Annotated in this window: 17 protein-coding genes and 1 rRNA gene; 17 read left to right on the forward strand and 1 reads right to left on the reverse strand. The window is 71.1% G+C overall.

All coding sequences use genetic code 11. The annotated features are described in order from the left end of the window. The first annotated feature begins 62 nt into the window (after positions 1 to 62). A complete protein-coding gene (locus EDF64_RS14820) occupies positions 63 to 1,349 on the forward strand; it encodes a phosphotransferase (RefSeq protein WP_133520736.1) in 1,287 nt (428 codons plus the stop codon). 78 nt (positions 1,350 to 1,427) lie between these two features. On the opposite strand, the gene EDF64_RS14825 is transcribed toward EDF64_RS14820, so the two are convergent. Beyond that, positions 1,428 to 1,790 carry a DUF1844 domain-containing protein gene (locus tag EDF64_RS14825; protein WP_133520737.1) on the reverse strand — a complete coding sequence of 121 codons (363 nt, stop codon included), beginning with the start codon at positions 1,788 to 1,790 and terminating at the stop codon, positions 1,428 to 1,430. Positions 1,791 to 2,076: 286 nt separating this feature from the next. On the opposite strand from EDF64_RS14825, the gene infC reads away from it, so the two are divergent. The 16 genes from infC to EDF64_RS14905 form a co-directional block, all read left to right on the forward strand. After that, positions 2,077 to 2,739: a translation initiation factor IF-3 gene (gene infC / locus EDF64_RS14830; protein WP_133520738.1), complete on the forward strand. Its 663-nt coding sequence runs from the start codon at positions 2,077 to 2,079 to the stop codon at positions 2,737 to 2,739. 76 nt (positions 2,740 to 2,815) lie between these two features. Next, on the forward strand, positions 2,816 to 3,010 hold the full coding sequence (gene rpmI, locus EDF64_RS14835; RefSeq protein WP_065961871.1) for a 50S ribosomal protein L35: 195 nt from the start codon (positions 2,816 to 2,818) through the stop codon (positions 3,008 to 3,010). Positions 3,011 to 3,037: 27 nt separating this feature from the next. Beyond that, complete coding sequence (gene rplT / locus EDF64_RS14840; protein ID WP_017887975.1) at positions 3,038 to 3,421, forward strand: 50S ribosomal protein L20; 384 nt, start codon at positions 3,038 to 3,040, stop codon at positions 3,419 to 3,421. A gap of 74 nt (positions 3,422 to 3,495) precedes the next feature. After that, positions 3,496 to 4,323, forward strand: coding sequence for a TrmH family RNA methyltransferase (locus tag EDF64_RS14845; RefSeq protein WP_133520739.1), 828 nt, complete (start codon positions 3,496 to 3,498; stop codon positions 4,321 to 4,323). 89 nt (positions 4,324 to 4,412) lie between these two features. Beyond that, positions 4,413 to 5,453: a phenylalanine--tRNA ligase subunit alpha gene (pheS, locus tag EDF64_RS14850; protein WP_133520740.1), complete on the forward strand. Its 1,041-nt coding sequence runs from the start codon at positions 4,413 to 4,415 to the stop codon at positions 5,451 to 5,453. Continuing rightward, positions 5,453 to 7,945: a phenylalanine--tRNA ligase subunit beta gene (gene pheT / locus EDF64_RS14855; protein ID WP_133520741.1), complete on the forward strand. Its 2,493-nt coding sequence runs from the start codon at positions 5,453 to 5,455 to the stop codon at positions 7,943 to 7,945. The genes pheS and pheT overlap by 1 nt, the downstream gene beginning before the upstream one ends. Before the next feature lie 75 nt (positions 7,946 to 8,020). Then, positions 8,021 to 9,118, forward strand: a complete 1,098-nt coding sequence (locus EDF64_RS14860; RefSeq protein WP_133520742.1) for an N-acetyl-gamma-glutamyl-phosphate reductase — start codon at positions 8,021 to 8,023, stop codon at positions 9,116 to 9,118. Then, positions 9,115 to 10,320, forward strand: a complete 1,206-nt coding sequence (argJ, locus tag EDF64_RS14865) for a bifunctional glutamate N-acetyltransferase/amino-acid acetyltransferase ArgJ (RefSeq protein ID WP_243736409.1) — start codon at positions 9,115 to 9,117, stop codon at positions 10,318 to 10,320. The genes EDF64_RS14860 and argJ overlap by 4 nt, the downstream gene beginning before the upstream one ends. Continuing rightward, positions 10,320 to 11,408 (forward strand): acetylglutamate kinase, encoded by a 1,089-nt coding sequence (argB, locus tag EDF64_RS14870; protein ID WP_243736410.1) that lies wholly within the window; start codon positions 10,320 to 10,322, stop codon positions 11,406 to 11,408. The genes argJ and argB overlap by 1 nt, the downstream gene beginning before the upstream one ends. Beyond that, positions 11,405 to 12,628, forward strand: a complete 1,224-nt coding sequence (locus EDF64_RS14875; RefSeq protein WP_133520743.1) for an acetylornithine transaminase — start codon at positions 11,405 to 11,407, stop codon at positions 12,626 to 12,628. Before argB ends, EDF64_RS14875 begins: the two co-directional genes overlap by 4 nt. Next, entirely contained in the window at positions 12,625 to 13,620 is a 996-nt protein-coding gene (gene argF, locus EDF64_RS14880; protein WP_166645754.1) for an ornithine carbamoyltransferase, read from the forward strand. Before EDF64_RS14875 ends, argF begins: the two co-directional genes overlap by 4 nt. A 13-nt stretch (positions 13,621 to 13,633) precedes the next feature. Next, positions 13,634 to 14,836, forward strand: coding sequence for an argininosuccinate synthase (locus EDF64_RS14885; RefSeq protein WP_133520744.1), 1,203 nt, complete (start codon positions 13,634 to 13,636; stop codon positions 14,834 to 14,836). 86 nt (positions 14,837 to 14,922) lie between these two features. Beyond that, on the forward strand, positions 14,923 to 16,374 hold the full coding sequence (gene argH / locus EDF64_RS14890; protein ID WP_133520745.1) for an argininosuccinate lyase: 1,452 nt from the start codon (positions 14,923 to 14,925) through the stop codon (positions 16,372 to 16,374). Beyond that, the gene (locus tag EDF64_RS14895) at positions 16,371 to 17,066 is read left to right on the forward strand and encodes a DNA-3-methyladenine glycosylase (protein WP_133520746.1); all 696 of its coding nucleotides are present in this window, start codon (positions 16,371 to 16,373) and stop codon (positions 17,064 to 17,066) included. The genes argH and EDF64_RS14895 overlap by 4 nt, the downstream gene beginning before the upstream one ends. 49 nt (positions 17,067 to 17,115) lie before the next feature. Beyond that, a complete protein-coding gene (gene tyrS / locus EDF64_RS14900; RefSeq protein WP_133520747.1) occupies positions 17,116 to 18,429 on the forward strand; it encodes a tyrosine--tRNA ligase in 1,314 nt (437 codons plus the stop codon). 572 nt (positions 18,430 to 19,001) lie between these two features. After that, positions 19,002 to 19,093: ribosomal RNA gene (locus tag EDF64_RS14905) — 16S ribosomal RNA — on the forward strand; the annotation flags it as partial.

Genomic DNA, 19,093 nt, shown 5'->3' on the forward strand with positions numbered 1-19,093 from the left:
CGGACCGAGCACCACTTCCGGACCCGACACCGCTCCCGGCCCCGACGCGTACGGTTCGCTGCATGAGCGACGAGGCACCCGAGCGCCCCACCGACCCCACGCACGACAGCGGCCCCACCGACACCGTGCTCGAAGGCTGGATCGCCCACCAGCGCTGGTACACGGCGAAGGGGTCGAGCCCCCGGCTCCGCACCGTCGCCCGGTCCGACGGCACCCGCCTGGTCCTCGACGACGCCCCCACCGGCCCCGTCCTCTACCAGGCCCCCGTCACGAGCGGCGCCGACGGCTCCCTGCGCGACGCCACCACCGACCCCGTCTGGGTCGCCTCGCTGGCCGCACGCATCGACGCCGACCCCGACAGCCTGCGCCCGATCGGCACGGTGACGTCCTCCCGGGTCCTCAGCGGCGAGCAGTCGAACACCTCGGTCATCTGCGACACCGATTCCGGCGACCAGGTGATCGTGAAGGTGTTCCGCGTCCTGCACCACGGCGACAACCCCGACGTGACGACCCAGCTCGCCCTGTCCGCGGCCGGGAGCACCCGGGTCCCGCGGGTGTCCGGCGCGCTCCGGGGATCGTGGCCGGACCCCGGCCGACCCGACGGCACGGCCACGGGGCACCTCGCCTTCGCCCAGGAGTTCCTGCCCGGACTCGAGGACGCCTGGCGCGTGGCCCTCCGGGACGCCCGGCAGGGCACGTCGTTCACCACCGGTGCGGACCGGCTGGGCGAGGCGCTCGCCGACGTCCACCGCACCCTGGCCCGCGCACTGCCGACGGAGCCCGCCGACGACACCAGGCGGAGCGCAGCGGTCGCGACGATGCACGCGCGCCTCGACGCAGCAGCAGCCGAGGCACCGGCGATCGCCGAGCACGTCGACGCCGTCCGGGCCGTCTACGGCCGAGCCGCCGCCGTCGCGTGGCCGGACCTGCAGCGCATCCACGGCGACCTGCACCTCGGGCAGGTGCTCGCCGCACCGGAACCCCGCGGCTGGGTCTTCCTCGACTTCGAGGGCGAACCGCTGCGCCCGCTCGCCGAACGATCCCTGCCCGACGTCACGCTCCGTGACGTCGCCGGCATGCTCCGGTCCTTCGACTACGTCGCCGGCGCACTCGCACAGGGCGCCGAACCCGTCGACGCGGGCGAGTGGGCGCTGGCGGCACGGTCGGCGTTCCTCGACGGGTACGAGCGCGGCACCGGCGCGGCACTCGGCGCGCACCGAGAACTCCTCGACGCGTTCGAACTCGACAAGGCCGTCTACGAGGTCGTCTACGAGACGCGCAACCGACCCGACTGGGTCGGGATCCCGCTCGCAGCGGTCACGCGCCTCGCCACCCGCAGTGCGGCCTGAGGACGCGACCCACCCGACGGACTGGAGGCGCGGTGCCAGCTGGCACCGCGCCTCCAGTCCGTCACCGGGTCACGTCGGTCAGTTGACCGGACCCGTGTACTTCTCGCCCGGTCCGGCGCCCGGCGCGTCCGGGATCGCCGATGCCTCGCGGAAGGCGAGCTGCACCGACCGGAGCCCGTCGCGCAGCGGCCGGGCGTGGTGGTCACCGATCTCGGTCGCGGCCGCGGTGACCAGACCCGCGAGGGCGGTGATGAGCTTCCGGGCCTCGTCGAGGTCGGTCTGCTCCTGCGGGTCGTCCGCCAGGCCGACCTTGACCGCGGCGGCGCTCAGCAGGTGCACGGCGACGGTGTTGATGAGCTCGACCGCCGGCACCTCCGAGATGTCGCGCGCGGCCTCGTCGGCGGCGTTCCCTGCCTCGAACGGTGCTGGGGTGTCGGTCACGGTGCTCCTCTGCTAGAGTTTGTCGCGGCAGATGCTGTCTGCGTGCCCGGACTCGTGCGAACGAGGCCGAACACACCGCCAGCGTCACGAAAGAGGAGTCTCTCCCACCCGCGGCCGCGCACCACCAGGCTACCGGGTCCACACCGCTCCACCGGCGTCCGCGTCGGTCGGTCACCCGCAGGGGTGACGTCGGGCGGCTGCCGAACGGGTCGAAGATCCCGTGCGTCAGATCTCCTCTCTCGTGCCGTCGCCCTGGGCAAGAACGCCCCGGACGGCCACCACCTGATTGAAGGAGCTCCGCATCACCGATCCCCGTACCAACGACCGAATCCGCGTCCCCGAGGTCCGTCTTGTCGGACCCCAGGGCGAGCAGGTCGGCGTTGTCCCCATCGCCGTCGCACTGCGCCTCGCGCAGGAAGCCGAGCTGGATCTGGTCGAGGTCGCGCCGAACTCGAAGCCGCCCGTGGCGAAGATCATGGACTACGGCAAGTTCAAGTACGAGGCCGCTCAGAAGGCCAAGGAAGCGCGTCGCAACCAGGTGAACACGGACCTCAAGGAAGTCCGTTTCCGCCTGAAGATCGACGTGCACGACTACGAGACGAAGCGCAAGCGCGCCGAGGGCTTCCTCCTCGGCGGCGACAAGGTGAAGGCGATGATCCTCTTCCGTGGCCGCGAGCAGTCGCGTCCGGAGCAGGGCGTCCGTCTCCTCCAGAAGTTCGCGGAAGAGATCGCCGAGTTCGGCGTCGTCGAGTCGCGTCCGACCCAGGACGGCCGCAACATGACGATGATCATCGCCCCGCTCAAGAACAAGTCCGACGTCAAGGGCGAGCAGAACGCCAAGCGTGCTGCTCAGAAGGCCGAGCGTCGCGCGACGGAGCACGCTGCGAAGGGCAAGGACGGCGCCGACGAGCCCGCCGAGTCCGAGCAGGCCGAAGCTCCCGCCGAATAGGTCCCACCGACCGCTTCGCGCAGTCCTCCCAACCGCAATGGCGCGGCTCCCATCCATCCCACGGAAAGGCACCACCATGCCCAAGCAGAAGACCCACTCCGGGTCGAAGAAGCGCTTCAAGGTCACCGGCAGCGGCAAGATCATGAAGCAGCAGGCCGGTATGCGTCACAACCTCGAGGTCAAGTCTGCCAAGCGCAAGGCCCGCCTCAACGAGGACCAGGTCCTCTCGAAGGCCGACGCGAAGAACGTCAAGAAGCTCCTCGGCCACTGAGCCCCCGGATCGTAAAGGAATAGTGCAATGGCACGAGTAAAGAGAGCGGTCAACGCCGCCAAGAAGCGTCGCGTCATCCTCGAGCGCGCCGAGGGTTACCGCGGCCAGCGTTCGCGTCTGTACCGCAAGGCCAAGGAGCAGGTCACCCACTCCCTCGTCTACGCGTACCGCGACCGTCACGCGAAGAAGGGCGAGTTCCGTCGCCTCTGGATCCAGCGCATCAACGCTGCGTCCCGCGCCAACGGCCTGACCTACAACCGCCTCATCCAGGGTCTGAACCTGGCCGGCGTCGAGGTCGACCGTCGCATCCTCGCCGACCTCGCGGTGAACAACCCGGAGACCTTCACGGCGCTCGTCGAGACCGCGAAGAAGGCCCTCCCGGCCGACACCTCGGCCCCGAAGGCCGCGTAGTCCGTCCTGCAGTTCCCGAAGCCCCCGTTCCGTCCGCGGAACGGGGGCTTCGTGCATGCTGCGACACTTGTCGGGTGAGCGATCTCCTCGAGAACCCCCGTGCCGGCCGCGTCAAGGCCGTTGCCGCCCTGTCGAAGAAGGACGTCCGTGCCGAAACGGGCCTCTTCCTGCTTGAGGGACCACAGGCGGTGCGCGAGGCGATCGAGTACCGACCGGAGCTCCTCCGCGAGCTCTACGTGACGCCGACTGCGGCCGCGCGCTACGCGCTCGACGACGCCCCGGTGGACACGTGGTTCGTCACCGAGCAGGTGCTCGACGCGATGGCCGACACGGTGACGCCGCAGGGCGTGGTCGCCGTGTGCCAGCAGTTCCCGACGTCGGTGAAGGACGTCTTCCCGGAGACGGCTGACGACCAGGAGGCGCGTGGCGGCCTCCCGGGGATCGTCGCGATCCTCGAAGAGGTGCGTGACCCCGGCAACGCCGGCACGATCATCCGCGCTGCGGACGCGGCGGGTGCCGACGCGGTGGTCCTCACGGGGCGGAGCGTCGACCCGTACAACCCGAAGGTCGTGCGCTCGACCACGGGGTCGCTGTTCCACGTCCCGGTGTCGGTCGGCGTGACGCTGGCCGACGCGGTGTCCCGTGCACGGGGCCTCGGCTACACGATCCTCGCGGCCGACGTCTCGGGCGACGACCTGCCCGACGTGCGCGCCGAGGGGCTGCTCGACGGCCCGACCGCCTGGGTCTTCGGCAACGAGGCCCGTGGCCTGACGGCGGAGGACCTCGCCCTGGCCGACCGCGCGGTGAAGGTGCCGATCTACGGCAAGGCCGAGTCGATGAACCTCGCCACCGCTGCGTCCGTCTGCCTCTACGAATCGGCGTTCGCGCACCGGACCGCCTAGTCCTCCACAGCCCGGTCCGCGTCCGGTTCCGTCCACCGTCCGTGCGGTGCAGGACGCCGGTATCCCACGGGCCGGTAGGCTTGGGCCTCGTGTCAGAACCTCTCGAGATCAGCGAATCGGCCGTCGCCGACGCGGTGGACCAGGCCCTCGCGGCGGTCCGCGCCACGACGACCGTCGCCGAGCTGAAGCAGGCCCGAGCCGAGCACACCGGTGAGCAGTCGCCGTTGGCGCGGATGAACGCGTCGATGCGCAGCGTCCCCCCGGAGCAGAAGGCCGCCGCCGGCAAGCTCGTCGGACAGGCCCGCGGCCGGGTGAACACGGCGATCGCCGAGCAGGAGTCCGTGCTCGCCGAGGCCGAGGAACGCGCGCGGCTCGAGGCCGAGCGCGTCGACGTCACCGCGCTGCCGTCGCGCCGCACGCCCGGCGCACGCCACCCACTGTCGCTCCTCAACGAGACGGTGGCCGACATCTTCGTCGGCATGGGGTGGGAAGTGGCGGAGGGCCCCGAGCTCGAGCACGAGTGGTTCAACTTCGACGCGCTGAACTTCGACCCCGACCACCCCGCTCGGGCGATGGCGGACACGATCTTCGTCGAGCCCGTCGACCGGCACCTGGTCATGCGCACGCACACCTCGCCCGTGCAGGTGCGCTCGCTCCTCTCGCGCGACCTGCCGCTCTACGTGATCGCCCCGGGCCGCGTGTACCGCGCGGACGAGCTCGACGCGACCCACCTGCCGGTCTTCACCCAGGTCGAGGGCATCGCGATCGACAAGGGCCTGACGATGGCGCACCTCCGTGGCACGCTCGAGCACTTCGCACGGCAGATGTTCGGCGCCGAGGCGCAGATCCGTCTGCGCCCGAACTACTTCCCGTTCACCGAGCCCAGCGCCGAGATGGACGTCTGGCAGCCGAACGCCAAGGGTGGCGCGCGGTGGGTCGAGTGGGGTGGCTGCGGCATGGTCAACCCCAACGTCCTGCGCTCCGCCGGCATCGACCCGGACGAGTACCAGGGCTTCGCGTTCGGCATGGGCATCGAGCGGACGCTGCAGTTCCGCAACGGCCTGAACGACATGCGTGACTTCCTCGAGGGCGACATCCGCTTCTCGCAGCAGTTCGGAACGGTGGTCTGATGCGCGTCCCACTCCGTTGGCTCGGTGAGTCCGTCGACCTCCCCGAGGACGTCACCCTCGAGCACGTCCACGCGGCGCTCGTGTCGGTCGGCTTCGAGGAAGAGGACGTCCACACCTACGACCTCACCGGACCGATCGTCGTCGGCCGCGTGCTCGAGCGCGAGCCGGAGCCGCAGAAGAACGGCAAGACCATCAACTGGTGCCAGGTCGACGTCGGCGAGGCAGAGCCCCGCGGCATCGTCTGCGGCGCGCACAACTTCGACGTCGGCGACCTCGTCGTGGTGACGCTCCCCGGCGCCGTGCTGCCCGGGCCGTTCCCGATCGCCGCACGGAAGACCTACGGCCACGTGTCGGACGGCATGATCGCCTCGGCGCGCGAACTGGGCCTCGGCGACGAGCACGACGGCATCCTGCGCTTCGCCGACCTCGGCATGGAGCCCGAGGTGGGCGCGGACGCCATCGGCCTGCTCGGCCTCGACGACGCGGCGGTGGAGATCAACGTCACCCCGGACCGCGGCTACGTCATGAGCATGCGCGGTGTCGCGCGGGAGTACTCGCACGCCACCGGCGCCACCTTCCACGACCCGGTCGACCGGGTCACGCCCCGCGCGGGCGAGGGCTTCCGGGTCACGATCGACGACCGGGCCCCGATCCGTGGGCGGGTCGGCGCGAGCACCTTCGTCACGCGCGTGGTCCGCGGCATCGACCCGACTGCAAAGACACCCGCATGGATGGTGTCGCGCCTGGCGCTCGCGGGCGTGCGCTCGATCTCGCTGCCCGTCGACATCACGAACTACGTCATGTTCGAGCTCGGGCAGCCGCTGCACGGGTACGACCTCGCGAAGGTGCAGGGCGGACTCGGTGTCCGACGCGCCGCCGCGGGGGAGACGCTGACGACCCTCGACGACGTCCAGCGGACGCTCGACCCCGAGGACCTCGTCATCACCGACGACGACGGCCCCGTCGGCCTCGCCGGCGTGATGGGCGGCGCCCGCACCGAGATCTCGGACACGACGACCGACGTCCTCATCGAGGCCGCGGGCTTCGACCAGGTCTCGATCGCGCGCACCGCTCGTCGCCACAAGCTGCCGAGTGAGGCGTCCCGTCGCTTCGAACGCGGGGTCGACCCGCTCGTCGCCGAAGCCGCGGCGAACCGTGCCGTCGACCTGCTCGTCGAACTCGCGGGGGGCACGCCCGACGCGCTCGGCTCGACGCTGGTCGACAGCGCACCGCGACCGACCGTGTCGATGCGCCGCACCCGCCCGGCCGAGATGGTCGGCGTCGAGTACACCGAGGCAGAGGTCATCGACACCCTCCGGGCGATCGGTGCCACGGTCGAGGCCGACGGCGAGCTGCTCGTCGTCACGCCGCCGACCTGGCGTCCCGACCTCACCGACGACACCACCCTGGTGGAAGAGGTCGCCCGCATCGTCGGGTACGACCGCATCCCGAGCGTCCTGCCGGTCGCCCCGCCCGGCCGTGGCCTCACGGGGCACCAGCTCGCGCGCCGCCGGGTCGCCGCTGCCCTCGCCGCCGACGGCCTGGTCGAGGTCGTCACCGCTCCGTTCGTCTCCCGCTCGACGCAGGACGCCTACCCGGGCATCGACGCTGACGGCGGACCGAGCGTCGTGCTGGCGAACGCCCTCGACAGCGAGCAGAGCCTGCTGCGCCGCAGCGGTCTGCCGGCCCTCGTCGACGCCGCCCGTCGGAACGTGTCCCGCGGCCTCGTGGACGTCGCCGTGTACGAAACCTCCCGGGTGTTCCTGCCGGTCCAGGGCGTCACGCTCGGCACCGACTCCGTGCCCGTCGGGGCGGTCCTCCCCGACCGCGAGACCCTCGCCGCGCTCGACGCGTCCCTGCCCCCGCAGCCGTTCCACGTGTCGGCGCTGCTCGCCGGCAACCGCGTCGTCAAGCAGCCCGGCGTGCTGCCCGAGCCCTACGGCATCGCGGACGCCCTCGACGTCGCGCGTGCTGTGGCGTGGGCCGTCGGCGTCGAGCTGACCGTTGCCCAGACCAGCCACCCCTCGCTCCACCCGGGCCGTGCTGCGTCGCTCCTCGTGGGCGGGTCCGTCGTCGGCGTCGCGGGTGAACTGCTGCCCGAACTGACCGAGGCCGCGGTGCTGCCGCGCGTGGTCGCCGTCGTCGAGCTCGACCTCGACGCCCTGGTCGCTGCGGCTCCCGAACTCGTGTCGGTGGCGCCGATCGTGTCCTACCCGGCGGCGACGCAGGACCTCTCCCTGGTGGTCGCATCCGACGTGCCGGCGGGCGAAGTACTGGATGCGGTCGAGACTGGTGCCGGAGACCTGTTGGAGTATGCTCGGCTCGTGGATGACTACCGGGGCACCGGCGTGGACGAGGGACAGAAGTCCCTGACGTTCGCGCTGCGATTCCGCGCCACGGACCGCACCCTGACCGCTGCCGAGGCCACCGAGGCCCGTGACGGCGCCGTCCGACGTGCCGGCGAGCGATTCGGGGCGACCCTGCGCGACTGATCCACGGGATCAGCACCGCCCGGGGTCGCCGCCTCCGACTCTCTCGACGACCAGTCCGACCAAAGGTGGAATCCCATGTCCGTATCCGTCGCCGTGGCGGGAGCCTCCGGCTACGCGGGCGGTGAGCTCCTGCGCGTGCTCTCCGCTCATCCCGAGTTCGACGTCAGGACGGTGACGGCGTTCTCGAACGCCGGACAGCCGCTCATCGCGACGCAGCCGCACCTCCGCTCGCTGTCGCACCTGACCCTCGTCGAGACGACGGCGGAGAACCTGCGCGGGCACGACGTGGTCTTCCTCGCGCTGCCGCACGGGCAGTCCGGGGCCATCACCGCCGAGCTCGGCGACGACGCCCTCGTCGTCGACTGCGGAGCGGACCACCGGCTGACCGACCCCGCCGCCTGGGAAGCGTTCTACGGCGGCGACTACCACGGCGCCTGGACCTACGGCCTGCCGGAACTGCTGCACGCGGCCCCGACGCCGGGTTCGGCGGAGGAGTGGCGCGACGTCGACGACATCGAGGCACAGGGTCGGCAGCGCGCGTCGCTCGTCGGCACGAAGCGGATCGCCGTGCCCGGCTGCAACGTCACCGCGGTGACGCTCGGCATCCAGCCGGGCATCCAGGCCGGGCTGGTCGAGTCGGACGACATCGTCGCCGTGCTGAGCGTCGGCCCGAGCGGCGCCGGCAAGAAGCTCGCGACGACCTACCTGGCGTCCGAGATCATGGGGTCCGCCAGCGCCTACGCGGTCGGCGGGAAGCACCGGCACATCCCGGAGATCCAGCAGAACCTCGCGGTCGCCGGCGCCTCGGACGTGACGATCTCGTTCACGCCGGTCCTCGTCCCGATGTCCCGCGGCATCCTCGCGACGACGACGGCGAAGCTCGCGCCCGGTGTCAGCGCACGTGACGTCCGCCTCGCATGGGAGCAGGCCTACGCCGACGAACCCTTCGTGCACCTGCTGCCCGAGGGAGAGTTCCCCCGGGTGGCCGACACCATCGGCGCCAACACGGCGCTGATCGGCATCGCCGTCGACGAGGCCGCAGGCCGCGTCGTCGCGGTGACCGCACTCGACAACCTGGCGAAGGGCACGGCGGGCGCCGCCGTGCAGTCGACCAACATCGCCCTGGGCTTCCCGGAGACCCTCGGCCTCAGCATGGACGGGGTGGCACCGTGACCGAGACCGACGTGACCGGTTCCGACCAGGCCGAACCGGGCCTCCAGGGCGTCACCGCGGCAGCGGGCTTCCGCGCTGCCGGCGCGACCGCCGGACTCAAGACGAGCGGCAAGCCCGACGTCGCCCTCGTCGTGAACGACGGCCCGTCCGCGGCCGTGGCCGCGGTGTTCACCAGCAACCGTGCGCAGGCGCACCCCGTGATCTGGTCCCGCCAGGTCGTCGGCGACGGCGTCGCGAAGGCCGTGTTCCTCAACTCCGGCGGCGCGAACTGCTTCACCGGCCCGTTCGGGTTCCAGACCACGCACATGACGGCCGAGGCCGTGGGCGAGGCCCTCGGGATCGGCGCGGGCGAAGTCGTCGTCTGCTCCACCGGGCTGATCGGCGTCGGCGACCAGACCTTCCGCGACGGCGTGCTCGCGGGTGTCTCGCTGACGGCCGGCGCGCTGTCCGACGACGGCGGCCCCGACGCCGCCACGGCGATCATGACCACCGACACCCGGGCGAAGCAGTCCGCCGTGACCGAGGACGGCTGGACCGTCGGCGGGATGGCGAAGGGTGCCGGCATGCTCGCGCCCGGACTCGCGACGATGCTCGTGGTGATCACCACCGACGCCGTCCTCACCGCGGACGAGCTCGACCAGGCGCTGCGCGCGGCGACCCGGGTGACCTTCGACCGCGTCGACTCCGACGGCTGCATGTCGACGAACGACACCGTCGTGCTGATGTCCTCCGGCGCGAGCGGCGTCACACCAGAGGTCGGCGACTTCCAGGAGGCCCTGACCGCCGTGTGCGCCGACCTCGCGCGCCAGCTGCAGCAGGACGCCGAGGGCGCGAGCCACGACATCGCGATCTCGGTCGTGAACGCCGCCAGCGAGGACGACGCCGTCACCGTCGGCCGGAGCGTGGCGCGGAACAACCTGTTCAAGGCGGCCGTGTTCGGCAACGACCCGAACTGGGGCCGGGTGCTCGCGGCGATCGGCACGACCGACGCCGAGTTCGACCCGTACGCCGTCGACGTCTCGATGAACGGGGTCCGCGTCTGCCACGCCGGTGCGCCGGACCAGCCGAGCGACAGCGTCGACCTGACCCCGCGCGACACGCACGTCCTGATCGACCTCGGCGTCGGTCCGTACGCGGCGACGATCCTCACGAACGACCTCACGCACGACTACGTGCACGAGAACAGCGCGTACTCCAGCTGATGAGCGACCTGACGAAGCAAGAAGAGCACGAGCTCGCGGCGGTCAAGGCCGCGACGCTCATCGAGTCCCTGCCGTGGCTGAAGCGGTTCTCCGGCAAGATCGTCGTCGTCAAGTTCGGCGGCAACGCGATGATCAACGAGGACCTCAAGCGCGCCTTCGCCGAGGACATGGTGTACCTCCGGTACGCCGGCCTGCACCCGGTCGTGGTGCACGGTGGCGGCCCGCAGATCTCCGCCGCGCTCAAGGAACAGGGCATCGAGTCCGAGTTCCGGGGCGGCTACCGCGTCACCACGACCGAGGCGATCACGGTCGTCCGTGACGTCCTCGCGGGCGAGGTCAACCGCGAGATCGTCGACTTGGTGAACGAGCACGGCGACGGTCTGGCCGTCGGCGTGTTCGGCGACGGCGGGTCCCTGTTCACCGGCGAGAAGAAGGGCGTCGTCGTGGACGGCGAGCACTTCGACCTCGGGCACGTCGGTGACATCACGCACGTCGACCCGTCCGGCGTCCTCGCCGCGATCGAGGCCGGCCGCATCCCGGTCGTCTCGAGCATCGCCATCGACGACGCCCACCCCGACCAGGCACTCAACGTGAACGCCGACGCCGCCGCGGGTGCGCTCGCGATCGCCCTCAAGGCGTCGAAGCTCATGATGCTCACCGACGTCCCGGGCCTCTACCGCAACTGGCCGGACCGCGACTCGATCGTCGACCTCATCGCGGTCGAGGAACTCCGCGAGCTGCTGCCCTCCCTCGAGTCGGGCATGATCCCGAAGATGACCGCGTGCCTCGACGCCGTGGTCGGCGGGGTCGGCGGCGCCACCATCATCGACGGCCGGATCCCGCACTCGATCCTGCTCGAGGTCTTCACCCTGCGGGGCGCGGGCACCGAGGTGATCCCGGACCCGAGTCGTCGCACCGAGAACCAGATGACCCACGCCGAGATCGGCCGACGCGTCGCGTCGCCGACGAGCACCGCCGGACTGGGCGCCGGCCGCCCGAGCACCGGCGGACGCCACGAAGCCAGCACGACCGAGCAAGCCAGCACAGCTGAGGAAGTCAGCACCGCTGAGGAAGGACACGCGCAGTGAGCACCGAGACGCAGACCGAGACCTGGAACGACCGGTTCGGGGCGTCGCTCATGCGATCCCTGACGCCGCCGAAGATCATGCTCGAACGTGGTCAGGGCTGCCGGGTCTGGGACGTCGAGGGCAACGAGTACCTCGACTTCCTCGCCGGCATCGCCGTGAACTCCCTCGGGCACGCCCACCCCGCGCTCGTGGAGGCGATCTCGGACCAGGCCGCGAAGCTCGTGCACGTGTCGAACTACTTCGCGACACCGCCGCAGCTCGAGCTCGCCGAGCGCCTGAAGCGCATCACCGGCGCCGGTGACACCGGCCGCGTGTACTTCGGCAACTCCGGTGCCGAGGCGAACGAGGCCGCGTTCAAGCTCGCCCGTCTCAACAAGGGTGCGGACGGCCGGAAGACCCGCATCCTCGCGCTGAAGCAGGGCTTCCACGGCCGCACGATGGGCGCGCTCGCGCTCACCGGCAAGCCCGCCCTGCAAGAGGACTTCCGGCCGATGGTCCCGGGCGTCGAGCACATCGACTCCACCGTCGCGGCGCTCGAGGAGTCCATCGACGACACCGTCGCCGCGCTCTTCATCGAGCCGATCAAGGGCGAGGCCGGCGTCGTCGACCTGCCCGAGGGGTTCCTGCAGACCGCCCGACGCCTCACCGAGGAGCACGGCGCACTGCTCGTCCTCGACGAGATCCAGACCGGCGTCGGCCGGACGGGCAACTGGTTCGCCTTCCAGGGCCACGGCTTCGAGCCCGACGCGGTCACCGTCGCCAAGGGCATCGCCGGCGGGTTCCCGATCGGCGCGCTCGTGACGTTCGGCTGGGCATCGGACCTCTTCTCGGCCGGTCAGCACGGGTCGACGTTCGGCGGCAACCCCCTCGGCACCCGCGTGGCGAACGCCGTGCTCGCCGAGATCGAGCGGGCCGACCTCGTGGCGGGCGCCGTCACGAAGGGCGAGCGGATCCGGGCCGGCATCGCCGCGCTGGGGTCCCCGCTCGTCGAAGAGGTCCGCGGCACGGGCCTCCTCATCGGCGTGGGCCTCGCCGGCCCCGTCGCGGCCGCGATCAGCGCCGATGCGCTCGGGCGCGGTCTCATCATCAACGCCCCGAACGAGTCGAGCCTGCGCATCGCGCCGCCGCTCATCGTGTCCGACGCCGAGATCGACGAGTTCGTGTCGATCCTCGCCCAGAGCCTCGCGGCCGTCGCTGCCGCCCAGGAGACCACCGCATGACCCGCCACTTCCTCCGCGACGACGACCTCAGCCAGGCAGAACAGTCCGCCATCCTCGACCTCGCGGCCGAGATGAAGGCCGACCGCTGGGGTGCGAAGCCCCTCGCCGGACCGCAGAGCGTCGCGGTGATCTTCGACAAGTCGTCGACGCGCACCCGGGTGTCCTTCCACGTCGGCATCTCCGACCTCGGCGGCAGTCCGCTCATCATCTCGACGGCGAACAGCCAGCTCGGCGGCAAGGAGACCCCGACGGACACCGCCCGCGTGCTCGAGCGCATGGTGTCGGCGATCGTCTGGCGCACCTACGGTCAGGCGGGCCTCGAGGAGATGGCCGCGAACACCAGCGTCCCCGTGGTGAACGCGCTCTCCGACGACTTCCACCCGTGCCAGCTCCTCGCCGACCTGCTGACCATCCGTGAGCACCGCGGGACCCTCGCCGGCCAGACCGTGGCCTTCATCGGCGACGGGGCGAGCAACATGGCGCAGTCGTACCTCCTCGCCGGTGCGACCGCGGGCATGCACGTCCGGGTCGCCGCCCCCGCCGAGTTCTCACCCGCGGCGCAGGTCGTCACCGACGCCGAGCGTCGCGCAGCCGAGACCGGCGGGTCCGTCCTGGTCGTCACGGACCCCGTGGCCGCGGTCGCCGGTGCTGACGTCGTCGTCACCGACACCTGGGTGTCGATGGGGAAAGAGGACGAGAAGCAGGCGCGCCTCGACACCTTCAACGGCTACCGCGTGGACGACGCCCTGATGGCGCACGCCGCCGACGACGCGGTGTTCATGCACTGCCTGCCGGCGGACCGTGGCTTCGAGGTCACCGCCGAGGTCATCGACGGCCCGCGCAGCATCATCTGGGACGAGGCGGAGAACCGTCTGCACGCGCAGAAGGCCCTCCTCGGCTGGCTCCTCGCCGCCAACGCGACCGGCGCCCCGAACGGCGCCGGCGCCGCGACCGGCGCCGCGAACGCGACCGTCGGCGCCGCGGGCGTCTGACCCGGAGTCCGAAGTGGCAGACCGCGTCGTCCTCGCGTACTCCGGCGGCCTCGACACCTCCGTCGGGATCGGTCGGCTGCGCGACGCCACGGGCAAGGACGTCGTCGCGCTCGTGGTCGACGTCGGCCAGGGCGGCGAGGACCTCGGGGTCGTCCGGCAGCGTGCGCTCGACTGCGGCGCCGTCGAGGCGATCGTGGTCGACGCGAAGGACGAGTTCGCCGACGACCACATCGCCCCCGCACTGAAGGCGAACGCCCTCCACCAGAAGCGCTACCCGCTGGTCTCCGCCCTGAGCCGACCGCTCATCGCGAAGCACCTGGCCCTGACGGCGAAGCAGCTCGGCGCGGACAGCATCGCGCACGGCTGCACCGGCAAGGGCAACGACCAGGTCCGGTTCGAGGCTGCCGTCGCCGCGATCGCCCCCGAACTGACGAGCCTCGCCCCGGTACGGGATCTCGCGCTCGGTCGCGATGCGGCGATCGCGTACGCGACCGAGCACGGGCTGCCCATCGAGGAGCCCTCGTCGGGCGACCGGCACGTCTCGATCGACCAGAACGTGTGGGGGCGTGCGGTGGAGACCGGGCCGCTCGAGGATCCGTGGAACGCTCCGACCGAGGACCTCTACGCGTACACGCAGGACCCGACGGTCCCGCGGGACCCGGACGAGGTGACGATCACGTTCGAGCAGGGCGTGCCGGTCGCCATCGACGGGCAGCGCTTCAGCGTGCTGCGGATCGTGCAGGAGCTGAACGCGCTGGCCGGCAAGCACGGCGTCGGGCGCATCGACGTGGTGGAGGACCGCGTCGTCGGCATCAAGTCGCGCGAGGTGTACGAGGCGCCGGCCGCCGTCGCGCTCATCGCCGCGCACGAGGAACTCGAGAGCCTGACGCTCGAGCGCGACGTGAACCGGTACAAGCGGCACGTCGAGGCCGAGTGGGCGGACCTCGTGTACGACGGGCTGTGGTTCGGCGGACTCAAGCGGAGCCTCGACGCCTTCATCGACCACACCCAGCTGCACGTGTCCGGCGACGTCCGGCTGCAGCTGCACGCCGGGCGGGCGGTGGTCACGGGGCGCCGGTCGAGCCAGAGCCTCTACGACTTCGAACTCGCCACGTACGACACCGGTGACGCGTTCGACCAGTCGCAGGCCAAGGGGTTCACCGACATCTGGGCGCTGCCGAGCCGCATCGCCGCCCGCCGCGACCGCGCCAACTGACCGCACGACAACCGCCCCACCACGACGAAACGCCCCGCACGACAACCGCCCCACCACGACACCACGACGAACGAGCAGAGCGAGACATGACCGACGCGAACCAGCCCGCTGCCAAGACCGACGCCACCAACACCGGCGCCCTCTGGGGTGGCCGCTTCGCCGACGGCCCGAGCGCCGAGCTCGCCGCGCTGTCCCGGTCGACGCAGTTCGACTGGCAGCTCGCCCCCTACGACATCGCTGGCTCCCGAGCGCACGCCCGGGCGCTGCACACCGCCGGGTACCTCACCGAGGACGAGCTCGAGCGGATGCTGGCCGGGCTGGACCGGCTCGAGGCAGCCCACGCCGACCGCACCCTCGTGCCGGACGACGGCGACGAGGACGTCCACGGCGCCCTCGAGCGGCTCCTCATCGCGGACGTCGGCCCCGAGCTCGGTGGCAAGCTCCGCGCCGGGCGCAGTCGCAACGACCAGATCGCGACCCTCGGCCGGATGCACATGCTCGACCACGGCCGACGCATCGGCCGGCTCGTGATCGACCTGGTGGACGCGCTGAGCCAGCAGGCCAACGAGCACCCCGGCGCGATCATGCCGGGCCGCACGCACCTGCAGCACGCACAGCCGGTCCTCCTCGCCCACCACCTCCTGGCGCACGCCTGGCCGCTCGTCCGTGACCTCGAACGGCTCCGCGACTGGGCGGACCGTGCGAGCGTGAGCCCGTACGGCGCCGGCGCGCTGGCGGGCAGCTCGCTCGGACTCGACCCGGCGGCGATCGCCCGCGAGCTCGGCTTCGCGCGGCCGGCGGACAACTCGATCGACGCGACGGCCGCCCGCGACGTGGTGGCGGAGTTCGCGTTCGTCCTCGCGCAGATCGGCATCGACGTGTCGCGCCTGGCCGAAGAGGTGATCCTCTGGAACACGAAGGAGTTCGGCTTCGTCCGGCTGCACGACGCGTTCTCGACCGGGTCGAGCATCATGCCGCAGAAGAAGAACCCGGACATCGCCGAACTCGCCCGTGGCAAGTCCGGTCGGCTGATCGGCAACCTGACCGGCCTCCTGGCGACGCTCAAGGGCCTGCCGTTGGCCTACAACCGCGACCTGCAGGAGGACAAGGAGCCCGTCTTCGACTCCGTCGCCCAGCTCGAGGTGCTCCTGCCCGCCTTCACCGGCATGGTCGCGACGCTGTCCTTCGACACCGACCGGATGGCCGAGCTCGCCCCGCAGGGCTTCTCCCTCGCGACGGACGTCGCCGAGTGGCTGGTGCGGCAGGGCGTCCCGTTCCGTGACGCGCACGAGATCTCCGGTGCGCTCGTCCGGTTCTGCGAGGAGCGTGGCCTCGAGCTCGACCAGCCGTCCGACGACGAGTACCGCTCGGTGTCCGAGCACCTGACGCCGGAGGTCCGCGCCGTCCTCACCATCGAGGGCAGCGTCGCGTCACGTGCCGGTGTCGGCGGCACGGCACCCGACCGGGTGGCCGAGCAGCTCGCCGCGCTCACCCGTCGCGTGCACGACCTGGCAGAGGGCGCGCCCTTCACGCGATGACCGACCCCGTCCTCGCGCTCCTCACCGAGCCGGCCCCGGTGTCCGCACCGGCGCTGCTCGGTGCGACGATCGCGGGCAAGGGCGTGACGCTCCGCATCACCGAGGTCGAGGCGTACTCCGGTCCCACCGACCCCGGCTCGCACGGTCACCGCGGGCCGACGCCGCGCAACCGACACCTGTTCGGTCCGCCGGGGACCCTGTACGCCTACCGGTCGTACGGCATCCACACCTGTGTGAACGTCGTCAGTGCGCCGGAGGGGACGTCCTCCGGTTCGCTGCTGCGCGGCGCAGAGGTCGTGGCGGGTGTCGAGACGGCTCGCGAGCGCCGCGGCCCGTCCGTATCGGACGTCGCCCTGGCGCGTGGACCCGGCAACCTCGGCGGCGCGCTGGGTGCGGTGCTCGGTGCGGACGACGGCACGGCACTCCTCGACGGCTCCGGTCCGTACGTGCTGACGCTGGCACCCGGCCTGGAGGCGCGGCTCGCCTCCGCCGGTCCGGCCCGCGTCGTCGAGGAACTCCTGCTCGAGACCCTCCCCGGCTCCCGCGGGACCGGTCCGGTCCCGCGGATCTCGCGTGGACCGCGCACCGGCGTCGGCGGCATCGCCGGCGGGGCGCGGTTCCCCTGGCGCTTCTGGTTGACGGGCGACCCGACCGTCTCGACGTACCGACGGCACAAGGGTGCCCTGGACTGACGGAGCCGCACCGCGCCTCCAGGCCTGCCCGCGCCGCTACGATGGCGGGGTGTCCAGTGAAGCCGCTCACGATGTCCTGACGCGCCAGCAGAACGACCCGACCTTCGACTCGGTCTGGGACGAACTGCGCTGGCGCGACCTGGTGCACGTCTCGACCGACGAGACCGCACTGCAGAAGGCCCTCGACGGCGAGCCGATCACGTACTACTGCGGCTTCGACCCGACCGCGGCGTCGCTGCACTGCGGTAACCTCCTGCAGCTCCTGACGATGCGGCGGATCCAGCTGGCCGGTCACCGGCCGCTCGCGCTGGTGGGCGGATCGACCGGACTCATCGGCGATCCGCGTCCGACCGCCGAGCGCACCCTGAACACCCCGGAGACGGTCGCCGAGTGGGTGACCCGACTGCAGGGGCAGGTGTCGCGCTTCCTCAGCCCGGACGGGGACAACGGCGTCCGGCTGGTGAACAACCTCGACTGGACGGCACCGCTGTCCGCGATCGACTTCCTCCGCGACATCGGCAAGTACTTCCGCGTCAACTCGATGCTGAAGAAGGACGCCGTCGCCGCGCGCCTCAACTCGGACGCGGGGATCAGCTACACGGAGTTCAGCTACCAGATCCTGCAGGGACTCGATTACCGCGAGCTCTTCCTGCAGTACGGGTGCACGCTGCAGACCGGTGGTTCCGACCAGTGGGGCAACCTCACCTCGGGCACGGAACTGATCCGGCGCACCGAGGGCGAGTCGGTCCACGCGCTGGGGACGCCCCTCATCACGAACTCGGACGGCACGAAGTTCGGCAAGAGCGAGGGCAACGCCATCTGGCTCGACCCGGAGATGACGTCGCCGTACGCCTTCTACCAGTTCTGGCTCAACACGTCGGACGCCGACGTGATCCCGCGCTTGCGGCAGTTCACGTTCCTGTCCCGGGCCGAGGTCGAACGGCTCGAGCGGGCGGTGGCCGACGAGCCCTTCCGCCGAGAAGCCCAACGCACCCTGGCCGTCGAGGTGACCACGATCGTGCACGGCGCCGAGGCGACGCAGGCGGCGATCGACGCTTCCGCCGCGCTCTTCGGCAACGGTGACCTGGGGGCGCTCGACACCGCGACCCTGCGCTCGGCGATCGCGGAGCTGCCCGGGTCCGTGACCCTGGCCGGCGATGCCGACGTGGCGCGGGCACTCGTCGACACCGAGCTGGTGAAGTCCCTCGGCGAAGCGCGTCGAGCGATCGACCAGGGCGGCGTGTACGTGAACAACACCCGCGCCGAGGACCCGACGACCCCGCTGTCCGACCTCGCCCTGCCCGGGGGAGTGCTCGTGCTCCGCCGTGGCAAGAAGACCCTCGCGGGCGTCACGCTCTCCTGATCGTCGACGTCCGTCGGTGCCCGGTTCCCCTGGTGGGAGCCGGGCACCGCTGCGTTCGGGCCCCGTGTTGCAGAACGCGACACGCCCGGGATGTGGGGCGTCTTGGCGCACCCGCCGAACGCTGCGTATAGTTCTTACTCGTCACCCCAAAGGTGCGGCGGAGCGGCTGGAGCGAAAGCCCAGAGCACGCCGGCCCTCAAGCGGGACCATCCTCCACTGAAGTTCGAACCGGCCTTGCGCTGGATCGCTTCGACGCCTAGGATGACTACTCCACCGGTTCTCTCCCTCGGGATGAGCCACAGGGCCTCCGGGTCCGACGCAGGCTTCGGTCTGACCGGTGACAACCAAGAACGAAAGCCTCTCTGGTGGAGCATCCTTCGGGTGCCGAGCGGGGAGTGCGTCTGGTCCTTGAGAACTCAACAGCGTGCACATTGTCAATGCCAATTTATTGACCCCGTGACTCACCAGTTTTTCTGGTGGGTTCGGAGACAATTCCTTTTGGATTGAAGATTGTCAGTAGACAGTCAACAGTCAGAATCAACTCGCTGGCACTTCGGTGTTGGTTGTAATTTTTTACGGAGAGTTTGATCCTGGCTCAGGACGAACGCTGGCGGCGTGCTTAACACATGCAAGTCGAACGATGATGCCCAGCTTGCTGGGTGGA

Origin of the sequence: Curtobacterium flaccumfaciens, from assembly GCF_004361695.1 — a bacterium.
In the GTDB taxonomy this organism is placed as follows: domain Bacteria; phylum Actinomycetota; class Actinomycetes; order Actinomycetales; family Microbacteriaceae; genus Curtobacterium; species Curtobacterium flaccumfaciens_B.

Excerpts from the sequence above, each read along its gene's own strand:
- EDF64_RS14820 (WP_133520736.1), top strand. The coding sequence starts at position 63 with ATGAGCGACGAGGCACCCGAGCGCCCCACCGACCCCACGCACGACAGC.
- rpmI (WP_065961871.1), top strand. The coding sequence starts at position 2,816 with ATGCCCAAGCAGAAGACCCACTCCGGGTCGAAGAAGCGCTTCAAGGTC.
- rplT (WP_017887975.1), top strand. The coding sequence starts at position 3,038 with ATGGCACGAGTAAAGAGAGCGGTCAACGCCGCCAAGAAGCGTCGCGTC.
- pheT (WP_133520741.1), top strand. The coding sequence starts at position 5,453 with ATGCGCGTCCCACTCCGTTGGCTCGGTGAGTCCGTCGACCTCCCCGAG.
- EDF64_RS14860 (WP_133520742.1), top strand. The coding sequence starts at position 8,021 with ATGTCCGTATCCGTCGCCGTGGCGGGAGCCTCCGGCTACGCGGGCGGT.
- argB (WP_243736410.1), top strand. The coding sequence starts at position 10,320 with ATGAGCGACCTGACGAAGCAAGAAGAGCACGAGCTCGCGGCGGTCAAG.
- argF (WP_166645754.1), top strand. The coding sequence starts at position 12,625 with ATGACCCGCCACTTCCTCCGCGACGACGACCTCAGCCAGGCAGAACAG.
- argH (WP_133520745.1), top strand. The coding sequence starts at position 14,923 with ATGACCGACGCGAACCAGCCCGCTGCCAAGACCGACGCCACCAACACC.
- EDF64_RS14895 (WP_133520746.1), top strand. The coding sequence starts at position 16,371 with ATGACCGACCCCGTCCTCGCGCTCCTCACCGAGCCGGCCCCGGTGTCC.